Annotated in this window: 21 protein-coding genes; 19 read left to right on the top strand and 2 right to left on the bottom strand. The window is 43.3% G+C overall.

From position 1 onward, the window contains the following. The first annotated feature begins 11 nt into the window (after positions 1–11). Positions 12–500, top strand: coding sequence for a pyridoxamine 5'-phosphate oxidase family protein (locus ECA1_RS05790; RefSeq protein WP_060791939.1), 489 nt, complete (start codon positions 12–14; stop codon positions 498–500). 251 nt (positions 501–751) lie between these two features. Here the strand turns inward: ECA1_RS05790 and efbA are convergent, their stop codons facing one another. Both efbA and ECA1_RS05780 read right to left on the bottom strand, forming a co-directional pair. Further along, on the bottom strand, positions 752–2,452 hold the full coding sequence (gene efbA / locus ECA1_RS05785; RefSeq protein ID WP_060791938.1) for a fibronectin-binding protein EfbA: 1,701 nt from the start codon (positions 2,450–2,452) through the stop codon (positions 752–754). Between the two features lie 108 nt (positions 2,453–2,560). After that, the gene (locus ECA1_RS05780) at positions 2,561–2,959 is read right to left on the bottom strand and encodes a DUF1622 domain-containing protein (protein WP_010748365.1); all 399 of its coding nucleotides are present in this window, start codon (positions 2,957–2,959) and stop codon (positions 2,561–2,563) included. 126 nt (positions 2,960–3,085) lie between these two features. Here ECA1_RS05780 and ECA1_RS05775 point away from each other — a divergent pair, with 126 nt between their 5' ends. From ECA1_RS05775 to ECA1_RS05690, 18 genes are all read left to right on the top strand, one after another. Beyond that, complete coding sequence (locus tag ECA1_RS05775) at positions 3,086–3,664, top strand: hypothetical protein (RefSeq protein WP_010748364.1); 579 nt, start codon at positions 3,086–3,088, stop codon at positions 3,662–3,664. A 374-nt stretch (positions 3,665–4,038) separates the two neighbouring features. Continuing rightward, a complete protein-coding gene (gene trpX / locus ECA1_RS05770) occupies positions 4,039–5,091 on the top strand; it encodes a tryptophan ABC transporter substrate-binding protein (RefSeq protein WP_060791937.1) in 1,053 nt (350 codons plus the stop codon). A 78-nt stretch (positions 5,092–5,169) separates the two neighbouring features. Next, on the top strand, positions 5,170–6,054 hold the full coding sequence (locus ECA1_RS05765; protein ID WP_060791936.1) for an ABC transporter permease: 885 nt from the start codon (positions 5,170–5,172) through the stop codon (positions 6,052–6,054). Then, positions 6,054–6,812, top strand: coding sequence for an ABC transporter ATP-binding protein (locus tag ECA1_RS05760; protein ID WP_005226102.1), 759 nt, complete (start codon positions 6,054–6,056; stop codon positions 6,810–6,812). The genes ECA1_RS05765 and ECA1_RS05760 overlap by 1 nt, the downstream gene beginning before the upstream one ends. Positions 6,813–7,225: 413 nt before the next feature. Further along, positions 7,226–8,095: a shikimate dehydrogenase gene (locus tag ECA1_RS05755; protein ID WP_015509715.1), complete on the top strand. Its 870-nt coding sequence runs from the start codon at positions 7,226–7,228 to the stop codon at positions 8,093–8,095. A 39-nt stretch (positions 8,096–8,134) separates the two neighbouring features. After that, entirely contained in the window at positions 8,135–9,160 is a 1,026-nt protein-coding gene (aroF, locus tag ECA1_RS05750) for a 3-deoxy-7-phosphoheptulonate synthase (RefSeq protein ID WP_005226100.1), read from the top strand. A 36-nt stretch (positions 9,161–9,196) separates the two neighbouring features. After that, positions 9,197–10,252, top strand: a complete 1,056-nt coding sequence (gene aroB / locus ECA1_RS05745) for a 3-dehydroquinate synthase (protein WP_060791935.1) — start codon at positions 9,197–9,199, stop codon at positions 10,250–10,252. Positions 10,253–10,271: 19 nt separating this feature from the next. Next, positions 10,272–11,438 (top strand): chorismate synthase, encoded by a 1,167-nt coding sequence (gene aroC, locus ECA1_RS05740; protein ID WP_005226098.1) that lies wholly within the window; start codon positions 10,272–10,274, stop codon positions 11,436–11,438. A gap of 44 nt (positions 11,439–11,482) precedes the next feature. Then, complete coding sequence (locus ECA1_RS05735; protein ID WP_060791934.1) at positions 11,483–12,565, top strand: prephenate dehydrogenase; 1,083 nt, start codon at positions 11,483–11,485, stop codon at positions 12,563–12,565. 9 nt (positions 12,566–12,574) lie between these two features. Next, positions 12,575–13,864 carry a 3-phosphoshikimate 1-carboxyvinyltransferase gene (aroA, locus tag ECA1_RS05730; protein ID WP_060791933.1) on the top strand — a complete coding sequence of 430 codons (1,290 nt, stop codon included), beginning with the start codon at positions 12,575–12,577 and terminating at the stop codon, positions 13,862–13,864. Further along, positions 13,861–14,367 carry a shikimate kinase gene (locus tag ECA1_RS05725; protein ID WP_005226095.1) on the top strand — a complete coding sequence of 169 codons (507 nt, stop codon included), beginning with the start codon at positions 13,861–13,863 and terminating at the stop codon, positions 14,365–14,367. Before aroA ends, ECA1_RS05725 begins: the two co-directional genes overlap by 4 nt. Before the next feature lies 1 nt (position 14,368). Further along, entirely contained in the window at positions 14,369–15,250 is an 882-nt protein-coding gene (gene pheA, locus ECA1_RS05720) for a prephenate dehydratase (protein WP_060791932.1), read from the top strand. Further along, the gene (locus ECA1_RS05715) at positions 15,225–15,695 is read left to right on the top strand and encodes a GNAT family N-acetyltransferase (protein ID WP_010748355.1); all 471 of its coding nucleotides are present in this window, start codon (positions 15,225–15,227) and stop codon (positions 15,693–15,695) included. The genes pheA and ECA1_RS05715 overlap by 26 nt, the downstream gene beginning before the upstream one ends. Before the next feature lie 117 nt (positions 15,696–15,812). Beyond that, positions 15,813–17,087, top strand: coding sequence for an LCP family protein (locus ECA1_RS05710; RefSeq protein ID WP_060791931.1), 1,275 nt, complete (start codon positions 15,813–15,815; stop codon positions 17,085–17,087). Positions 17,088–17,180: 93 nt separating this feature from the next. Further along, the gene (locus ECA1_RS05705) at positions 17,181–18,029 is read left to right on the top strand and encodes a DegV family protein (protein WP_005235946.1); all 849 of its coding nucleotides are present in this window, start codon (positions 17,181–17,183) and stop codon (positions 18,027–18,029) included. A 176-nt stretch (positions 18,030–18,205) separates the two neighbouring features. Further along, entirely contained in the window at positions 18,206–18,748 is a 543-nt protein-coding gene (locus ECA1_RS05700; protein WP_060791930.1) for a GNAT family N-acetyltransferase, read from the top strand. Beyond that, positions 18,741–18,998 (top strand): TfoX/Sxy family protein, encoded by a 258-nt coding sequence (locus ECA1_RS05695; RefSeq protein WP_060791929.1) that lies wholly within the window; start codon positions 18,741–18,743, stop codon positions 18,996–18,998. The genes ECA1_RS05700 and ECA1_RS05695 overlap by 8 nt, the downstream gene beginning before the upstream one ends. A gap of 189 nt (positions 18,999–19,187) precedes the next feature. Next, on the top strand, positions 19,188–19,667 hold the full coding sequence (locus ECA1_RS05690) for a DUF6530 family protein (protein ID WP_005235941.1): 480 nt from the start codon (positions 19,188–19,190) through the stop codon (positions 19,665–19,667). Positions 19,668–19,674: the final 7 nt, after the last annotated feature.

The raw sequence follows: 19,674 nt of genomic DNA, 5'->3' as shown, positions 1-19,674 counted from the left end.
GGAACAGTACAATGACTCAGTTTGAAGAAGGAGTAAAACTGCTTGAAGAAAAATTCGGACATTTTAAAGACAATGTAATCGCCCTTGCCACGACTGCTTGTAACGAGAATGACAAGGGAGAAACACAGCCAGTCGTCCGAGAAGTAGATGCTTTTTATGAAGACGGCGTTTTTTACGTGTCAACTCATGAGCAATCAAACAAAATGAAGCAAATCAGTAAGAATTCAGCAGTTGCGATTGCTGTCAGTGGTGAATGGTTTACTGCGATCGGTCAAGGAGAGAATTTAGGGTGGGTGCTAGACCCTAAAAATGCAGAATTAAGAAGCAAAATTCGCAAAGCCTTTGTCTGGTACGACGAAGTTAACAATGAGGATGATAAAGGCTGTTGTTTTCTAGCGATCCGTTTGACCAAAGGAACGTTGAATATCAATCACTGGGAAAAGCTGTATCATTTTGATTTTGAGAAGAAAGTCACTATGGAGGATGGCGGGATTTATTAGCCAGCAGAGCCTATTAGCCGCAGGTGATGTTCAATTGCCATTCTAGCGGATCTAGCAGATATGTTGATGGCTGAATTCTGAGAAGGCTTGCCTTTTGTGATACAAGCTAAGCAAAATTGTTACTGAAAGAGCAGTAGATAGAACGAAAAAGCATAAAAACCGATCACAAGCGCTGCGAAGAGGCACGCGCTTGTGATCGGTTTTTTGATTGATTACTTTATGATTTTTGATCCGAATAAACTTAGAAACAGCTAGGACTGTTTTAATCTCAAAATTCCCTCATCAGGTGTCACAAAAAGTGTTTTTTGATTCTCATAAATGACGAATCCAGGCTTGGCACCATTTGGTTTCCGAATATGTTTGACTTGCACGTAGTCCACTGGTACTTGGGCAGATTGACGATATTTTGAGAAATATGCGGCAAGCTCTGCAGCTTCCATTAAGGTTGTCTCACTAGGATCATCCGAACGAATGATGACATGAGAGCCAGGAATATTTTTGGTATGCAGCCAGATATCACTCTTACGAGCTGTTTTTAAGGTCAGTTGGTCATTTTGTAAATTGTTTTTTCCGACGAAAATTTCAGTTCCGTCTGAAGAAAGAAATCGTTCTGGTTGCGAAGGAGCAGCTTTTTTACGCTGTTTCGCCCGATTTTTGACATAGCCTTGTGCGATCAGTTCTTCCCGAATAACCGCCAGATCCATGGGAGAGGCGATTTCTAATTGGGCTAACACGGATTCGAGATACGCGATTTCTTCTTTCGTTTCGGCAATCTGCTGATGGATCAGTTTGACTGCATTTTTTAATTTCTGGTAACGTTGAAAATATTTCTGAGCATTTTGATTGGGAGAAAGAGCAGGATCGAGTTTGATCGTCAAAAGCCGATTCTCATCATAATAATTTTCCAAATCAACTGAAGCAGCACCACGGGGGACTTGATTCATAAAGGTCGTCAAAAGCTCACCTTTTTGACGGAATTCTTCGGCGTTTTCTGAATCAATCAACGTTTGTTGGCGTTTCTTTAACTTCAACTGGTTCCGTTTCAGTTCATTCTCAATTTTTTTCAGTAATTCGCCACCTTGTTGTTTGACCCGATCTCTTTCCGCCTTGTCGTGATAAAACGCATCTAAAAGCTCACTCAGACTCTGATAATGGGTGACAGTGGTGGTCGCATCGATCAATGATGGATAGGGAATTGGTGTAAAATATTCCTTTTTCTCTGACTGGAGATAACTTGGTACTAGCTCCTGGGTAAGCTCTGTAAAGAAAGCTTCCCACTGACGCAGTTTTTCATTGGGATTGGCATTGATTCGAGCGATCAATTCTTCTGCTGTATCGCGGCCTAAGCCTTGGAATCGTTGTTGAAGTTCTTTTGCCGTCAATGGATCAAGAGTAGATAATTCTTCAAAAATTTTGGTGCGAGAGGCTGTGAAAGGATTAAGCGTCGATTGCTTTGGTGGTGCAACATAGACAGCACCTGGCAATAAGGTACGATACGTATTTTGTGAATGACCAATGTGTTTGATCGTATCGACGATTTTTCCGCTCGTCTTATTCATTAATAAAATCGTACTGTGACGGCCCATTAGTTCGACGATCAAGACGAGGGCTTGCAAATCACCTAATTCATCTCGTCGCGTGAAATGAAAATGGATCACACGGTCATTGTCGATTTGTTCGATTGATTCTAAGATCGCCCCTTCTAAATATTTCCGTAGCATCATCAAGAAATTCGGTGGGGTTTCTGGATTGCTATAGGCGATCGTTGTGCATTGTACACGAGCATAGGTGGGGTGTGCGGATAGCAAAAGTTTGTGATTTTCCCCTTGGGAACGAATCACAAATACGACCTCATTTTCATAAGGTTGATGAATTTTGTTTACACGTCCACTGGTTAATTGATTTTGTAATTCTTGGACCATTAAATGGGTAAAGACACCATCAAAAGACATATTGTTTCCCTCTTTTCTTTTAAGGATAGTTTGACTGAGGGATTGATCCTTCCAATGTCAAATATTCCTATCTATTATACCGAAGAATCCAAAGAAAAGCCATGGCAGCTAGCTTTCCTTTTTCTTGGTAGGTTGGTGATCGGTGGTTTGCAGTGCACGCTCGATTTCCTTATTCAAGAAATAAGAGATGACTGTCCGAATAATAACGACGGCAGCTAGTCGTACGATGTCTTCGAAAGTAGGGTGGATGATCGTCTCAATAATATCTGCTGCAATCAAGATCTCCAGACCTAATAAAACATAACTCCCTAAATAATTGCGGATAAAATTATTCTCTCTGGCTGCCACCAATCGATCCTTTTCTGTTAATTCGTAGCGCACAAAGTCAATGCCTGCGATCAATACACCCCAAACGATGACAAAAATGGAGAGAAAGTTCAAACAGACAACGATGAAATCGAAGATTGGATTGGCTCCAGACATCAATGAATCAGCTAGATTATGCATAATGACTCCTTTACCGTTTTCTTTTATCTTACCGAATTATCGAAGAAATGTGAAGTTTCTTGACGTTCTAGAAGGGAATTGATAGTATGAATTAATAGTAGGATTTTTAAAAAAGGTGGGCAAATTATGGAACAAGTTAGGAACTTTGTTCATTACACGAAAGAAAAAATAGTTGAAAGCTGGCAAGCTTTTTTAGATGATCTTTATCGAGATCAGAAAAAAACGATTTTCACGCTGATCGGGGGAATTCTTTTCGCACTGGTCTTCGCAGGTTTGATCGTCTTTTCTCAAAATCGTATCAATGCTTCTTTAGTGGATCGGATCGCTTTTGACAAGCTGCCGTCAGAAAAAGTACAGCCATTGCCTTATCTGACTGCAGACAAGACGATTCGTGAAACACGAGCGATCTCGGTGATGTTTAGTAAGCCCAACGGACCTCAACTCGATCAAGTATTTGATCTGATCCAAGCGCAAGAAGATGAGCTGAATCGGACATTTTTTTATTATCCAATCGTCTATGATGCGGCTTTTTTCTCCAATGAATACAGCGTTGATCCTGATAAAGTGACGTTTGTTTTTTATGAAGAAGGGGTTGAGAAAAATCGCTTTACCTTTGATTCATTTGAGCAGCCAACGACGGAATTCATCCCAGAATTGAATCGTTTACCGATGTGGACGATTCGTTCTTCTGCCAATGATCGATAAAAAAATCTGACAATTTGACAGAAAATTGTTGACGTTTTTTTATCAATAAGCTAAACTGAATTCAATCAAGAAAGAAAACAAGTTGAGAAGGAGGAACAATCATGAAACTATTTATTCCATTGCAAGTGAAATCATGGCAAAACTGGCGTAGATAGTTGTATTGATGGGACCTCATTCCATAGATACAACTTTTTAGAGAACCTTCTAAAGTGCTGTATCTATGCTGGTAGTTGAATTTATCGCCGCATAGGACAAGCTTCTATGCGGCTTTTGCTTACTTGCAATTGCCGTCACATAGGCAGTTGCTTTTTTTGTTCTCAAAAACCATAAAATGAAAAACACGAAAAACGTAAGCAGAAAAAGGAGAATGAAAAATGAAAAACAAGGGATTAATTGCATCGGTTGCCGTTATTTTATTATTTTTAGGAGCGACATTTGTCTATCAGTTAGGAATGAGAAGTGGGACCAATCAAGCTAGTGAGACTTCGGAACCAGTAGAAAAAGCTGAAAAAACAGTCGGGATCCTACAATTTGTCAGTCATGAAGCACTGGATGCGATCACCGAGGGGATCAAAGAAGGCCTTAAAGAATCAGGCTATACCGAAGGGGACAACTTGACGATCGAATTCCAGAACGGTCAAGCGGATCAAAGCAAATTGGCAACGATGAGTCAGCAGCTGCTAAATAAAGAAGCCGACGTTTTGGTTGGGGTAGCAACACCCGCAGCACAAGCGTTGGCGAATGTCACTCAGGATGTACCGATCGTTTTAGGAGCGGTCACTGATCCAGTTGGGGCAAATCTGGTGGCAGATATGGATCAACCCGGCGGCAATATCACTGGTGTTTCCGATAAAGCACCAGTTGCTGCACAAATCAAACTAGCAAAAGATTTGCTGCCAGAGGCAAAAACAGTCGGTATTTTGTATTCTTCGACCGAAGACAATTCGAAATACCAAGTGGCAGAAGCAGAAGCTGCTGCCGAAGAAAATGGCTTGACCAGCAAATCGTATGCCGTTCCTTCAAGTAATGAAATTGCGCAAATGGTGCAAGTGATGGCACGGGAAGTCGATTTTATCTATATTCCGTTGGACAATACGATCGCAAATGCTATGCAGACCGTAGTTCAAGAAGCCAATAAATCAAAAACACCAATCATTACTTCCGTAGACACGATGGTGGAACAAGGCGGTTTGGCAACGGTCGGACAAGATCAATTTACGATAGGCGTGGAAACTGGGAAGATGGTGGCAGCAATTCTTGATGGGACAGCAGAACCTGCGACAACACCGATCTATACATTCAGCGATGGCGAAACGATCATCAATGAAACTCAGGCGCAGTTATTGGGCATCACTATCCCAGAAAACCTCAAAGACGAGGCGAAACTGATTACAACCACGCCAGAAAGCGAAGCAAGTGACGAGTAACAACCAAGAACAGCGACCACCTGCGATCATCGAGAGGGTCTTGAAAGAGAAAACTTGTAAGAATATGGAGGAAGAATGATGATTGTTTCAGCAATAGGGCAAGGACTACTTTGGGGAATCCTGGGATTAGGGATTTTTATGACCTATCGAATTTTAAATTTCCCGGATATGACGACGGAAGGGTCCTTTCCGTTAGGCGGTGCTGTCTGTGTGACAGCGATCACCCATGGGGTGTCGCCCGTCTTAGCGACTTGTTTAGGAGTATTGGCTGGGATGTGTGCGGGCTGTGTGACAGGACTTCTTTATACAAAAGGCAAAATTCCCGTGATTTTAGCTGGAATCTTGGTGATGTCTTCATTGAACTCGGTCATGCTGTTTGTGATGCGCTCACCCAACCTCTCTTTATTAAACCAACCGAAAATTCAAGATTTTTTTACTAGAATGAATTTACCTAATTATTATGATACGGTGATCATTGGATTGATCATGGTCTTGTTGATCGGGGGCGTCTTGGTTTACTTTTTCCATACAAATTTGGGTCAAGCTTACATCGCTACAGGTGATAATGAGCATATGGCAAAATCGATGGGGATCAATACCGATCGAATGAAAATCATTGGATTGATCGTCTCCAATGGCGTGATCGCACTCTCAGGCGCATTGATTGCGCAAAATGACGGCTATGCCGACATAAGCAAAGGTATCGGTGTGATCGTTATCGGACTGGCGGCAATCATCATTGGTGAAGTGTTATACGGGGAACTGACCTTGCTGGAACGTTTGATCGCTATTGTGATCGGCAGCATTATTTACCAATTATTGATCCTATTTGTGATCAAAGCTGGATTTGATACGACCTACTTGAAGATCTTCTCTGCAATCGTCTTGACGATCTGCTTGTTGATCCCTCAATTTAAACAAGCCTTGCATCTACGCACTGGTTTTGAAACGGAGGACGAATAATGTTAGCCTTAAAAAAAGCCTTTAAAGTTGTCGGCAACGGACCAAATGAGAAAAAAGTACTCTTGAATAAAATCGATCTTTCTTTAAAGCCAGGAGAATTTGTCACGGTCGTTGGAGGAAACGGCGCCGGCAAAAGCACGTTATTCAACTGCATCTCAGGCACCATGCCCTTGACGAGTGGGCAAGTGATGATCGATGATCAAAATGTGACTACACTTTCGGAAGAAAAACGCGCACGCTTTTTGGCGCGGGTTTTCCAAGATCCGAAAATGGGCACTGCTCCCCGTATGACAGTGGCAGAAAATCTGCTGTTAGCCCAAAAAAGAGGGCAAAAACGGTCACTTGGTCTTCGACAACTCCAAGGACAAAGGGAAATGTTCTTTGCACTTTGTAAAGAAATCGGCAACGGGTTGGAAAATCATTTGGATACGCCAACGGGCAGTTTATCTGGTGGTCAACGACAGGCACTAAGTTTATTGATGGCAACGATCCAAACTCCAAAACTGTTGTTGCTAGATGAACATACGGCTGCGTTAGATCCAAAGACCTCCAAACAGCTGATGCAAATCACTGCAAAACGCGTGGAAGAACAAAACCTGACCTGTCTAATGATCACCCATCGGATGGAAGATGCATTAAAATACGGAGACCGCTTGATCCTTCTCAGAAAAGGGGAGATCGTCAAAGATCTTTCAGCAGAGGAAAAAGCGCAATTAAGCTTACCTGAACTATTATTGTTCTTTGAGGATGACTTATAAACCCTTGATAGAACAGTGTTTTCAAAAAAAACAATCAAATAAATGAAAAAAATAAGAAAAAATCATTGACATCTTTCAAAGTTAAACCTATACTTAGGTCAATCTTACATCAGTTTGGAGCGAACGACTATGCAAAAATTATTGCTAACGAACCCCACACAACTGAATAAATATTACTTTAGCTATTTTAGATAGGTTTGTATTCATGAAGGCATGGGTACAAACGCTAAGTTTGTATCTATGATGGCTAGAGCATTTCGTAATGAATTCGCAGCCACGTAGATCGTAAAATCTATAGTGGCTATTTTTTATATTCACATATCGGCTCTGTCGTTATGTAATGTTTGAAGGTGTTCACTGTAGATTCTTAAATTTACGGTGGACATCTTTTTTTGTTGAAAGGAATGAACCAGATGAAACAAATGATAACCGGACACACACGGTTGGCGGCACTATTTGCCAAACCAGCCAAGCACAGCATCTCTCCAGCGATGCACAATCTTTCTTTTGAAGAACAAGGGATCGACGCCGTGTATCTGGCCTTTGATGTTGAGCCGGATGATTTAGCCGCTAGTATCCAAAGCATCCGTCAGTTGGACCTCTTAGGTGTCAATTTATCGATGCCTCACAAAATGGCGGCTGTAGCGCTGATGGATGAATGTTCACCAGCAGCCGAGTTGATCGGCGCAATCAATACGATCGTCAATCAAGAAGGTCGCTTGATTGGGCACAATACAGACGGCATCGGCTTTATGCGAGCTCTTGAGGACATTCAAGTATCCATCATTGGCGACACCATGACGGTGATTGGAGCTGGTGGAGCGGCGACAGCGATCATTAGCCAAGCCGCACTAGACGGCGTCAAAACGATCCATGTCTTTAACCGCAAGGATGAGTTTTATCCAATCATCCAAGAAAAATTAACACAGATTGCACAAAAAACAGCTTGTGAAATTACCTTAACCGACTTAGAAGATCAGATGGCTTTAAAAACAGCCATCGATCAAAGCAGCTTATTGGTAAATGCCACGGGCGTGGGAATGAAACCAAATGATACCGTAAGTCCTCTGAAAGATAAAACACTCCTGCGGGAATCATTAGCTGTCTATGATGTCATCTATAATCCAAGAGAAACGCAGCTTTTGAAAGATGCGAAAGCAGTCGGCGCCAAAACTGCAAACGGCTTAAGCATGCTACTCTATCAAGGTGCAGCCGCATTTGAACTTTGGACTGGCAAAGCGATGCCTGTTGAAAAAGTCAAAGCACTCATCGAATCCATGTAAAAAATAAAAAACAGAAAAAAACGAAAGTAGGAAGAAAAAATGATCGTAATTATGAAACCAGGCGCTACGCCAGAACAAGTTGAAGTTGTTGTAACAAGAATCAAAAAAGAAGGCCTAGATGTTCAAGTCAACCAAGGAAAAGAACAGGTCGTTATCGGCTTAAAAGGGGATACCCGCCGCATCCAAGATGTTGCTTTTCGCAGCTACGAGGGTGTCGAAGATGCCATTCGGATCTCAAACACCTACAAATTGACCTCTCGTGAGTTCCATCCGCAAGATACGGTTGTGGATGTAGATGGCGTGAAAATCGGTGACGGCAACTTTGTTACGATGGCTGGTCCATGTTCGATTGAAGGCTTAGACCAAATTCGTGAATGTGCCCGAATCGCTAAAGCTGGTGGTGCACAAATCTTACGTGGTGGTGCCTTCAAACCACGCACGTCGCCATACGCATTCCAAGGGCTGGAAGAAGAAGGGCTAAAATACATTCGTCAAGCAGCGGATGAAACGGGCATGAAAGTCATCACAGAAGTCATGGACGAAGGACATATCGATATGGTTGCGGAATACAGTGATATTTTGCAGATTGGTGCTCGGAACATGCAAAACTTCAAATTGCTAGCTGCCGTTGGGAAAACTGGGAAACCAATTGGCCTTAAACGAGGCATCTCTGGCACGATCGACGAATGGTTGAATGCAGCGGAATACATCGCCGTTCAAGATAAAAGTGAAGTGATTTTCATTGAACGTGGGATCCGAACTTACGAAACAGCAACCCGTAATACCTTTGATCTAAGTGCGGTACCAATCATCAAAAAACTGAGCCACTTCCCAATCATCGTTGATCCTAGTCATGGAACAGGTATCTGGGATCTCGTACCGCCTATGGCTAGAGCAGGTGTTGCTGCTGGCGCCGATGGGATGATCGTTGAGATCCATCCAGATCCAGCCAATGCTTGGTCTGATGGTCCTCAATCACTTAATGAAAAAACGTACATGAACATGATGAAAGAAGTCCATATCATGGAAAAAGCGATGAAAGAAATCAAAGCGTTGCAAGACTAAGCGTCAAGACAACCAATAAAAGAGGGGCAAAAATCAATGTTACACATTCATTTAGAAGAACATTCCTATGATATCCTCATCAAGCGAGGGGCGTTTCAAAAAGTCGGAACCTGGGTGCAACAGTTGTGGGACAAACAGCGTATTGCCGTCATTACAGACAGCAACGTCGCACCCCTGTATGGCGGACAAATCGTCGATTCCTTAACCGCTGCAGGGTTTGAGGCAACACTGTTAGTCGTACCAGCTGGCGAAAAAAGCAAATCACTAGAGCAAGCAGCTAATTTATATGATGGTCTTGCCCAACTCGGAATGACCAGAAGCGATGGGATCATTGCCCTTGGTGGCGGTGTGATTGGTGATCTTGGAGGATTTGTTGCTTCTACTTATATGCGCAGCATTGATTTCTTGCAGATTCCAACGACGTTATTGGCACAGGTCGATTCAAGTATCGGCGGAAAAACAGCTGTAAATACTGGCAGTGCCAAGAATCTCGTCGGGACATTTGCACAACCAGCCGGTGTAATGATCGATCCAGATTTACTTACAAGTTTGCCCCTCAAACGCGTCCAAGAAGGCATTGCTGAAATCATCAAGTCAGCCGCTATTGCAGATTCTGAGCTTTGGCAAACGTTAGCAGGTTTGAAAGATGAAGTCGATCTTTTGGCACATGCTGAGAAAGTAATCACTGCTTCTTTAAAGGTAAAACAAAAAGTAGTAGAAGAAGATCCTTTTGATCATGGCAGTCGTCTGACACTGAACTTCGGTCATACGATCGGGCATGGCTTAGAAAGAACAGCCGCGTTTGACACCAGTCATGGCGAAGGGGTTGCAATGGGGATGATCATGATCACCCGTCATGCAGAAGCCATCGGATTAACACCAAAAGGTACGACCCAGCAGCTTACAGAAATGGTTGAGAAGTTTCATTTGCCGATCACACCAAGTGAAATAGATAAAGAGCAATTATACCAAGCAATCACTCATGATAAAAAAGCCCGTGGGCAACAATTGAAGATTATTCTATTAGAAGCGATCGGACAGGCGAAAATCGTGACGATCCCGACTGAAAAAATCAAAGACTACCTATTATAAGAAAGGAAGGTAACGGATCATGCGTTATATTACAGCAGGCGAATCACATGGACCAGAGTTGACCGCCATTATCGAAGGTTTACCGGCAGGATTGCCATTAACAGCAGAAGACATTAATTTTGAATTAGCGAGACGACAAACCGGCTATGGCCGTGGGGGACGGATGCTGATTGAAAAAGACCAAGTCCGTATCACTTCGGGTATCCGTCATGGAAAAACACTAGGCTCTCCTGTGACTTTAGTGGTTGAGAACAAAGATTGGAAAAACTGGACCAAGGTCATGGCGATCGAAGAGGTACCAGAAAAAGACCGCAAACTACGACGAGTGGCACGACCAAGACCTGGTCATGCTGACTTAGTCGGCGGCATGAAATACCATCATCAAGATTTACGAAACGTTTTGGAACGCTCATCTGCTCGTGAAACGACCATGCGGGTAGCCATCGGAGCAATCGCGAAGAAAATTTTAAAGGAGCTTGGCATCGATGTGGCGGGTCATGTAACAATGTTAGGCGGCATCAAAGCGGAAATTCCTGAAGGGTTGACCGTCAAAGAAATCGCAGAACGCTCTGAAGCTTCAGAAGTAAGGGTGTTAGATCCGTCAGTCGAAGAAGAAATCAAGCAGCTGATCGATCAAACGAAGAAAAATGGCGATACGATCGGCGGTGTAGTGGAAGTACTTGTTGGCGGCGTTCCTGCTGGTTTAGGCAGTTACGTGCAATGGGACAAAAAACTTGATGCGAAAATCGCCCAAGCCGTGGTCAGCATCAATGCCTTTAAAGGTGCTGAGTTCGGCGTTGGCTTTGAGGCTGGTGTTTTGCCAGGTTCCAAAGTCATGGATGAGATTTTATGGGACGAACAACGAGGCTATACCCGTCGCAGCAACAACCTTGGCGGGTTTGAAGGCGGCATGACGAACGGTGAACCAATCGTGGTTCGTGGTGTTATGAAGCCGATCCCGACCTTGTACAAGCCGTTGCAAAGTGTGGATATCGACAGCAAAGAACCGTATAAAGCAAGCGTCGAACGCTCAGATAGCACCGCTGTACCAGCAGCCAGTGTTGTTTGTGAGAGTGTGGTGGCGACAGTGGTGGCCAATGAACTATTAGAAAAGTTCCCAAGTGATTCATTCGCAGAATTGACTGCATCTGTTCAAGCGTATCGAGAATACTTGTTAACCTACTGATTAAAGAACCAGCAAAAATTCCAGTAGAAATGAGGATTCTTTTCATGAACCAAAATATCTTTGTCGCCGGTCTAGGATTGATCGGCGCTTCCTTAGCAAAATGTATCAAAAAGGCACATCCGCAAATGCATTTGATGGGCTGGGATTGTCAGGAAACCAATGAGATCGCATTAGCAACAAGTTTAGTAGACGAAGTGCCCCCTTCATTTTCAGAAGGTGCTGTCCGTGCCGACGTGATTTTGTTGGCATTGCCGGTAGAGATCACCAAAAAATATCTTGCCGAACTGGGGGCACTTTCATTAAAGCCTTCGGTGCTGGTAACAGACACCGGCAGTACCAAAGCGGAAATCACCCAATTCGCCGAGTCCTTTTCCTTTGATTTTATTGGGGGCCATCCGATGGCTGGCTCTCATAAATCAGGGATCACAGCAGCCGATGAGAACCTTTTCGAGAATGCTTACTATATCTTCACACCGACGAAAAGTCAGCGGATGGAAGAGCTGCAAGAGCTTTTTCGCGGCACTAGAGCCAAATATGTGGCGCTTGCGCCAAAAGAGCATGATCAAATCACAGGGATGTTGAGCCATTTGCCCCATATTATTGCTTCTGGATTAGTCAATCAGGCAGACGCTTTCAACCAAGCCCACCCCAGAGCGCAACAACTTGCAGCAGGCGGTTTTCGCGATATCACTCGCATCGCTTCTTCAGATCCTCGCATGTGGACCGATATCTTAATGAGTAATCGACAGGAACTACTGCAGCTGATCGATGAGTGGCAAAAACAAATGACGACCATGGCTCACTGGTTGCAGGAAAAAGACGAACGGGCGATCTTTCGGTTCTTTGAATCCGCGAAGGAAACACGGGATCAATTGCCGGTTCATCAAAATGGCGCGATCCCGGCATTCTATGATCTATTCATCGATGTACCGGATCATCCCGGTGTTGTGGCTGAAGTGACGGGGCTATTGAGCGAACATCAACTCTCTTTGATCAACTTAAAAATTCTTGAAACTCGAGAAGACATCATTGGTGTTTTACAGATTTCATTCAAAACGCAAAATGATTTGCTGCAAGCAGAGCAGCTGATCCAAAACAAGACGACCTATTCGTGTCGAAAAAAATAGGAGGCTGGGATGAAACTAAAAAAAGCAACACATTTAAAAGGGACGATAGCGGTCCCTGCTGACAAATCGATCTCGCATCGCAGTATCATGTTCGGGGCGTTAGCTGAAGGAACAACGACTGTCCGAAATTTCTTACGTGGAGAAGACTGCTATAGCACCCTTCATGCATTTCAATCATTAGGGGTTCCGATCCATGATGACGGTCAGACGATCACGATTGAAGGACAGGGCTTTAATGGTCTTAAGCCTGCTGACGAACCAATCGATATCGGTAATTCTGGCACAACGATTCGTCTAATGATGGGGATTTTGGCTGGACAGCCATTTACAACTACCTTATTCGGTGATGACTCATTGAATAGACGACCAATGAATCGCGTGATGCTGCCATTAAGAGAAATGGGTGCCAATGTGAGAGGGCATGAACAGAGGGAGTTCCCACCGATCACCATCAATGGCACGGCTTCATTACATCCCATCAATTATCAGATGCCCGTAGCAAGTGCTCAAGTAAAATCAGCGCTGATTTTTGCGGCACTACAAGCACAAGGTACATCTACGATCATTGAAAAAGAAACAAGCCGCAACCACACCGAAGAAATGATCCGTCAATTCGGTGGTGTCATCACAACACAAGGCAAAACGATCACTGTGACGGGACCTCAAACACTCCAAGGACAAGAAGTAGTTGTTCCCGGTGATATTTCCTCCGCTGCCTTTTTCTTAACAGCCGGCGCGATTATGCCAGAAAGCGAGATCGTTTTAAAAAATGTCGGGATCAACCCCACTCGTACAGGAATTCTTGACGTGCTAGAGGAGATGGGTGCTTCGATTGCTTTTTCTAATCAAGACGATCAGAATCAATCAGCTGACCTTACCGTTCAAAGTTCAACCTTGCAGGCAGTAACCATCGCTGGCGATATTATCCCACGCTTGATCGATGAATTGCCGATCATTGCGTTGTTAGCCACGCAGGCGCATGGCAAAACGGTGATCAAAGATGCGGAAGAACTAAAAGTAAAAGAAACCAACCGAATTGATGCAACTGCCGAAGAGTTGACAAAACTAGGAGCGGACATCACTCCCACCGAGGACGGGTTGATCATCAACGGTCCAACCCCTTTGCATGGCGGACGTGTGTCAAGTCGGGGGGACCATCGCATCGGCATGATGCTGCAAATTGCCGCCTTATTGACAGATGAAGAGGTAGAATTAGAAAAAGCCGAAGCCGTAGCAGTTTCTTATCCTGATTTTTTTGAGGATGTCGCACGTTTGGCTAAAGGAGGAAACAGCGAGTGAAAAAAGTGATATTAATTGGCTTTATGGGTGCTGGAAAAACCACGATTGGTCGTCTTTTGGCTGAAGAAACGAAACAGTCTCATGTGGATTTTGATGACTTGATCGTTGCTGAGATCGGCATGACCATTCAAGACTTTTTCGATCAACACGGTGAGGAAGCCTTTCGCAAAATCGAAACGGATATTTTAGCTAAAACTTTGGCAAAGGAACAAATTATTTCCACTGGTGGGGGCATCGTATTAAAAGAAGAAAATCGTCAGCTTTTAAAAGAGATGCCGCTCGTCGTGTATTTAAAAACAGATCCCGAGGAACTGATCCATCGCTTAAAGGCGGATACTGGCAGCATTCGTCCCTTAGTCGTCTCAAAATCACCAGAAGAAATATTGGCCGTTTACCGTCCTCGGATTCCTCTTTATGAAGAAACTGCTTCATTGATCGTTGAAACGACGAACAAAACACCAGAAGAAATCGTACAGGAAATTTTGATCAAAGCAGGTGCATAAAATGAAGATTGGTTATTTAGGACCGAAAAGTTCCTTTACGCATTTAGCTGCGCAAGAAGCGTATCCAGAAAATGCCTGTATCCCTTATGGATCGATTCCACTTTGTATTCAAGCGCTAGCTAATGGCGTGATCGATCGCGCGGTCGTTCCGATCGAGAACTCATTAGAAGGGTCCGTTCATGCCACTATTGATACACTGTTTCGTCAAAATCAATTGAGCATCGAACAGGAAATTATTTTACCGATCAATCATCAATTGTTAGTTTCTCAGCAAACAGCAAAAGACAACCGTCCTATCACTAAGATAATTTCTCATCCGCAAGCCTTGGCGCAATGTGCCGACTTCATCGAAGCCAGATTTGCTGGAGCTACTGTTGAGGCGGTTGCTTCCACAACGACTGCAGCAGCCTACGTAGCAAAACATCCAGAAGAAGCAGTTGCGGCGATTGCTTCCAAAGAAGCCGCTTTGGCTTATCAGTTAACGATCAAAGAAACCAATATTCAAGATGTTGCCTTTAATCAAACCCGTTTTTGGGTTTTGACGAAGAAAGCAGCAAACACCCAATTACCAGAGCAGACCGTCGAGAAAGCAACGATTTTTGTGACGCTGCCAGCAAATCGCCCGGGAATCTTGCACAAAATCTTAGCAACCTTTGGCTGGCGAGAAATTGATTTAAGCAAAATTGAATCGCGACCGTCAAAAACCACCTTAGGGGAATACTTTTTCGTGATCGATCTGGTGATGGACAAACCGTGGCAACTGATTGTAAATGCCTTTGAAGAGATTCAGTTGTTGGGTGGACACGTCCATCTTCTCGGCGTGTACTCGGTAAATGTTGTTGAGGAAGTGACAAAAAATGACTCAAGTCAAAATAAAAATTAGCCAAGATGAAACACTTTTAGCAACGTTTCATAAAGAGATCCAAACGCAGCACCATCAATGGTACCCAACGATTTTTAAGCCCTTTGATCAGCCAAGATTTGAACAAGCAATCACACAGCAGCTGCAAGAGCCAAGCCACCACTTTTTTATCGCTTGGTTGGCGGAACAGCCTTGTGGCTTTGTGCATCTTCAAGAGGTCTGTTTGCCACAAAATGCAATGATGCATGAACGAAAGTGGCTGGAAATTGCAGCGATCGCTGTTGACCCTCGGTACCAAGGGATGCATATTGGGAAACAATTGTTGGCATTTGCTGAAAACGTTGCGCTGGAAAAAGGCTTCGATGATCTCTCACTAAACTTTTGGTCGGCAAATCAAGTGAAATCATTTTATGAGCAAGCAGGATTTGTAAGCACACGACAAGGAGCATCAAAGCATCTAAGGTAGAAAAATGAAGAAATTTCCTAGAAAAAGGTTAAAATTTCAGAAAATAGCTTTCTTTCTATAAGGTCTAGGGTATCCTTATAGACAGAGAGCTATTTTTTAGTTGGAGGATCAGAAGCAATGAGCAGGATGGAAAAGAATAAAAAACTGCATGAACGGCTAGAAAAGGAATCCAGTCAGGCAGCCAAAGAAAGTATCTTTGCCCGCCGAGAAGCCAAAAGAAGAAACCAGCGCGTCAGACCGAGTGATTCTACTTCGTCTGCTGATGAGCCAGTAAGAGACATTTTGTCTCAAAACACCGAGCATCCTAGGGCAAGCGACCCTCGTGCGGCTCAAAGTTCCCGAAAACAGTCACAAGTAGGAATAAAAAAAACTGAGGGACGAAAAAGCGCAATCCCCCCGCTATCTGCTCAGGGACCTGCGATGCATCAAGGTCAGGAACAAAGCAAACAAAAACCGCAAAAGCTTAAGAAGAGCAAGCAACCCAAACAAAAGAAAAAGCGGAAGCACCCAGTTCTGCGTATTGTGGTTCGGGTACTATTGGTGCTTTTTGCCTATTCATTAATTGCTTTTCTTGTCGGTCAGCAAGTCGCAAGAAGTGACGCTGCTTTTGCTACGACTGATGAAGAGACCTTTAATGGTACGGCCGCTGCTAATGGTGCTAGTAATATATTGCTCATTGGTAGTGATAGTCGTGAAGGAGAAGCTGGACGCGCAGACACTATTATGGTTTTGCAATTAGATGGTCCCAGTAAGCAACCGAAGCTGCTTTCCTTTATGCGGGATACTTTAGTTACGATTCCCGGTTATGGCGAAAACAAGATCAACGCGGCGTATGCCTTTGGTGGTGCTGATTTAGTCAGACAAACGTTAGCGGAGAATTTCGGGCTAGAAACCAACTATTATGCAAAAGTTGACTTTCGTTCCTTTGAAAAAGTGATCGACACACTGTTTCCCTCAGGTGTTGCTATCAACGCGGAAAAAGATATGAGTAAAAATCTTGAAGTTGCCATCAAACAAGGGCAACAACAAATGAATGGGCTTGAGCTGTTGCAATACGCACGCTTTCGGATGGACGAAGAAGGTGACTTCGGTCGTGTAAGACGACAGCAGCAAGTAATGGATGCGATCTTTAGCGAAATGAAAAATCCTTTAGCTATTTTAAAATTGCCTTATGCAGCAGGAAAAGTCTTAGGCTATGCTTCCACCAACCTGCCAATGTCTTTCCTATTAAAAAATACCTTCTCGATTGCTCGAGGGGCGGGAGGAGTCGACAGCTTGACTGTCCCAGTCGCTGACTCTTGGCAATACGGTTCAAGTGCGAGTGCTGGAAGTGTGTTAGTCGTCAATCTTGAAACCAATCAACAAGCGATCAGGAATTTTCTTAATGAGTAAGCAGAATGAAAAGTTCTGAAAACCATTTGAAAGTAAGTAAATTTATGCTATATTATTAATGACGTTTGAAATTTGTTGAAACGAGGAAAAAGAATGAAATTAGCCGTTGTTACTGACAGTACAGCTTATCTGCCGGAACGGATCAAAAACCATGAAGATTTGTTTATCATACCGATTCCTGTTATTTTAGATGGAAAAGTCTACAATGAGGGTATCGACATTGAAGCTGATGAGTATTACGCTTTGCTGAAAAACAGCAAAGAATTCCCAACCACTTCTCAACCGGTATTAGGAGAAGTGTTAGCCTTATATGAGTCATTGAAAGATCGCGGTTACGACACGATCATTAGTATCCACTTATCAAGCGGGATCTCTGGATTTATCGGAACGCTGTATGGAATCACCGATGAAATCGAAGGTGTTCAAATCATTCCTTACGATTCGAAAATCACAAGTATGCCGATGGGTCACATGGTAGAAACCGCTCTTGATCTATCAAGTCAAGGCAAAACCGTCGAAGAGATCATTTCCCATCTGGACACTATCAGAGACAATACCTATGCCTATTTGATCGTGGACGACTTGAATAACTTGGTTCGCGGCGGTCGCTTAACCAATGGGGCAGCCTTGATTGGCGGATTATTAAAAATCAAACCGATCTTGACCTTTGATCAAGGAAAAATTGTGCTTTACGAGCGCATTCGTTCCAGTAAAAAAGCATTCAATCGCGCAGAAGATATCATTGGTCAACGGGAGCAAGAAATCGCATTGCCTGTTAAATTTTATGTAATCCACGCCAACAATTTAGAAGTAGCGAAAGAAGAAAAAGCGAAGCTACAAGCGAAATACCCAAATGCAGAAATTGAGATTGGTCACTTCGGACCAGTTATCGGCACGCATTTAGGAGAAAAAGCCATTGGGATCGCTATTTCAGCGCAATAATTATTATTTTTCTATGTTCATTCACGCCTTTATCTTTTCAAGACATTGTATGTTAGAACCTGTTAGACGTTTGTCTAGCTGGTTCTTTTTTCTGCTTTTTTGAGATTCGCTTGTAAAAAATCACACAAACTCGTACAATAGGATCAAAATGAAGGACTGACAAAGGAGGAATTGCTATGAAGTGTTCCTTAAGAAGGTGGCAAATGAGCGATGCGCAAGATTTAGCCCATGCGTTAAATAATCAACCCATCCACGATTATTTACGAGATGGGTTGCCATTCCCCTATACGGTCGCAGATGCACAAGCCTATATTCGATCTGTGGAGGAAGCAGAATTTGCCTTTGCGATCACTGTGGATGACCGAGCAGTCGGCAGTATCCGTGCTGTTCGCAAAGAAAATATCCATTATAGAACGGCTGAGATTGGCTACTCTATTGCACAAGAGTATTGGGGAAAAGGCTTGATGACGCAAGCCGTTCAGCAACTATGTGACTATGTATTTACTACATCAACTATCGTTCGTATTTCTGCTGAATCTTTTGCGAAGAATCATTCCTCTTGTCGTGTGTTGGAAAAGGCAGGTTTTACGTTAGAAGGCGTTTTGCGAAAGCATGCGGAGAAAAACCAGCAGCTGTTCGATATGAAGCTCTATGCGTTGGTTCGTCAAGAGAAAGAGGGGCAAGATGACCACAATCAAAAAGGAGAAACCTATGAATGAACTGCAAAAATTACCAAACGTAGGTCAGGTTTTAGCGGATCACCTGGTTCGTATCGGCATCAATACCCCTGAACAACTACGCACAAAAACGGCCGAAGAGGTTTTTCTAGCTATCCGCCACCAATGCGATGCGGACGCTTGCTTGCATATGCTCTACGGCATTGAAGGGGCGATCCAAGGCATTCCTAAAGCGCAGCTTACATATCAGAGAAAACAAGCGTTACGCCTTTTTTTCAATCAATTGAGTTAGTGAAGTAATGCGTCATAAAAAAGCATTTTTTAAGAGCGTTTGTTTTTAGATGCTTCTTATCAAGTGCTTTTTCTATAAGCATCTGTCCCTAGCTACTAGAAAAGACCTTTTGCTTGTTCCAAACCAGCTTCCTCATTATACTTACTCTATCTAGTAAATTACTAATTTACTAAACAAGGAGTGAGAATAATGAAAATACCAGAAAACTTGAAACATAAGCCCGTCATTAAAGTGGAAGACTATGATACTGTTGACGGAAAAAATGCGTTACATACAGATGCAAAAGGCCTTTCCCTCGGATTAGCACAATGGAATGATCGCGGAAAAGTCGATATATCAGGCAAGGTTTGGCGCCATACAGGTGAAAAATGGTCTCGTCAGTCAGAAGAACTACCCCTCACTAGAATCTTAGATCTAGCAATCTTAGTGGCGCAATCTAGTTTGTATTTTCAAGAGGCCTATCGCCATGAAAAGTTTTACGATCCTGAAAATCCGTTGATCGAGATCATTGGCCTGCAAGGAAATCGTATGACCGTAGAAGTAGACACCGAAAATCCTAAAATCGATGAAGACATTCTGCTTTTTTATGATTCCTTACAAAAAGATGGCGAGCTATACGGCGAACGCTTCAAAATCCTAAAGCGGCTTTTAGATGAGCTAGGTTATTAAGAAAAGG

The organism is Enterococcus casseliflavus NBRC 100478 (genome assembly GCF_001544095.1).
Taxonomy (GTDB): domain Bacteria; phylum Bacillota; class Bacilli; order Lactobacillales; family Enterococcaceae; genus Enterococcus_D; species Enterococcus_D casseliflavus.
This window is presented reverse-complemented; position numbering and strand designations above follow the sequence as displayed.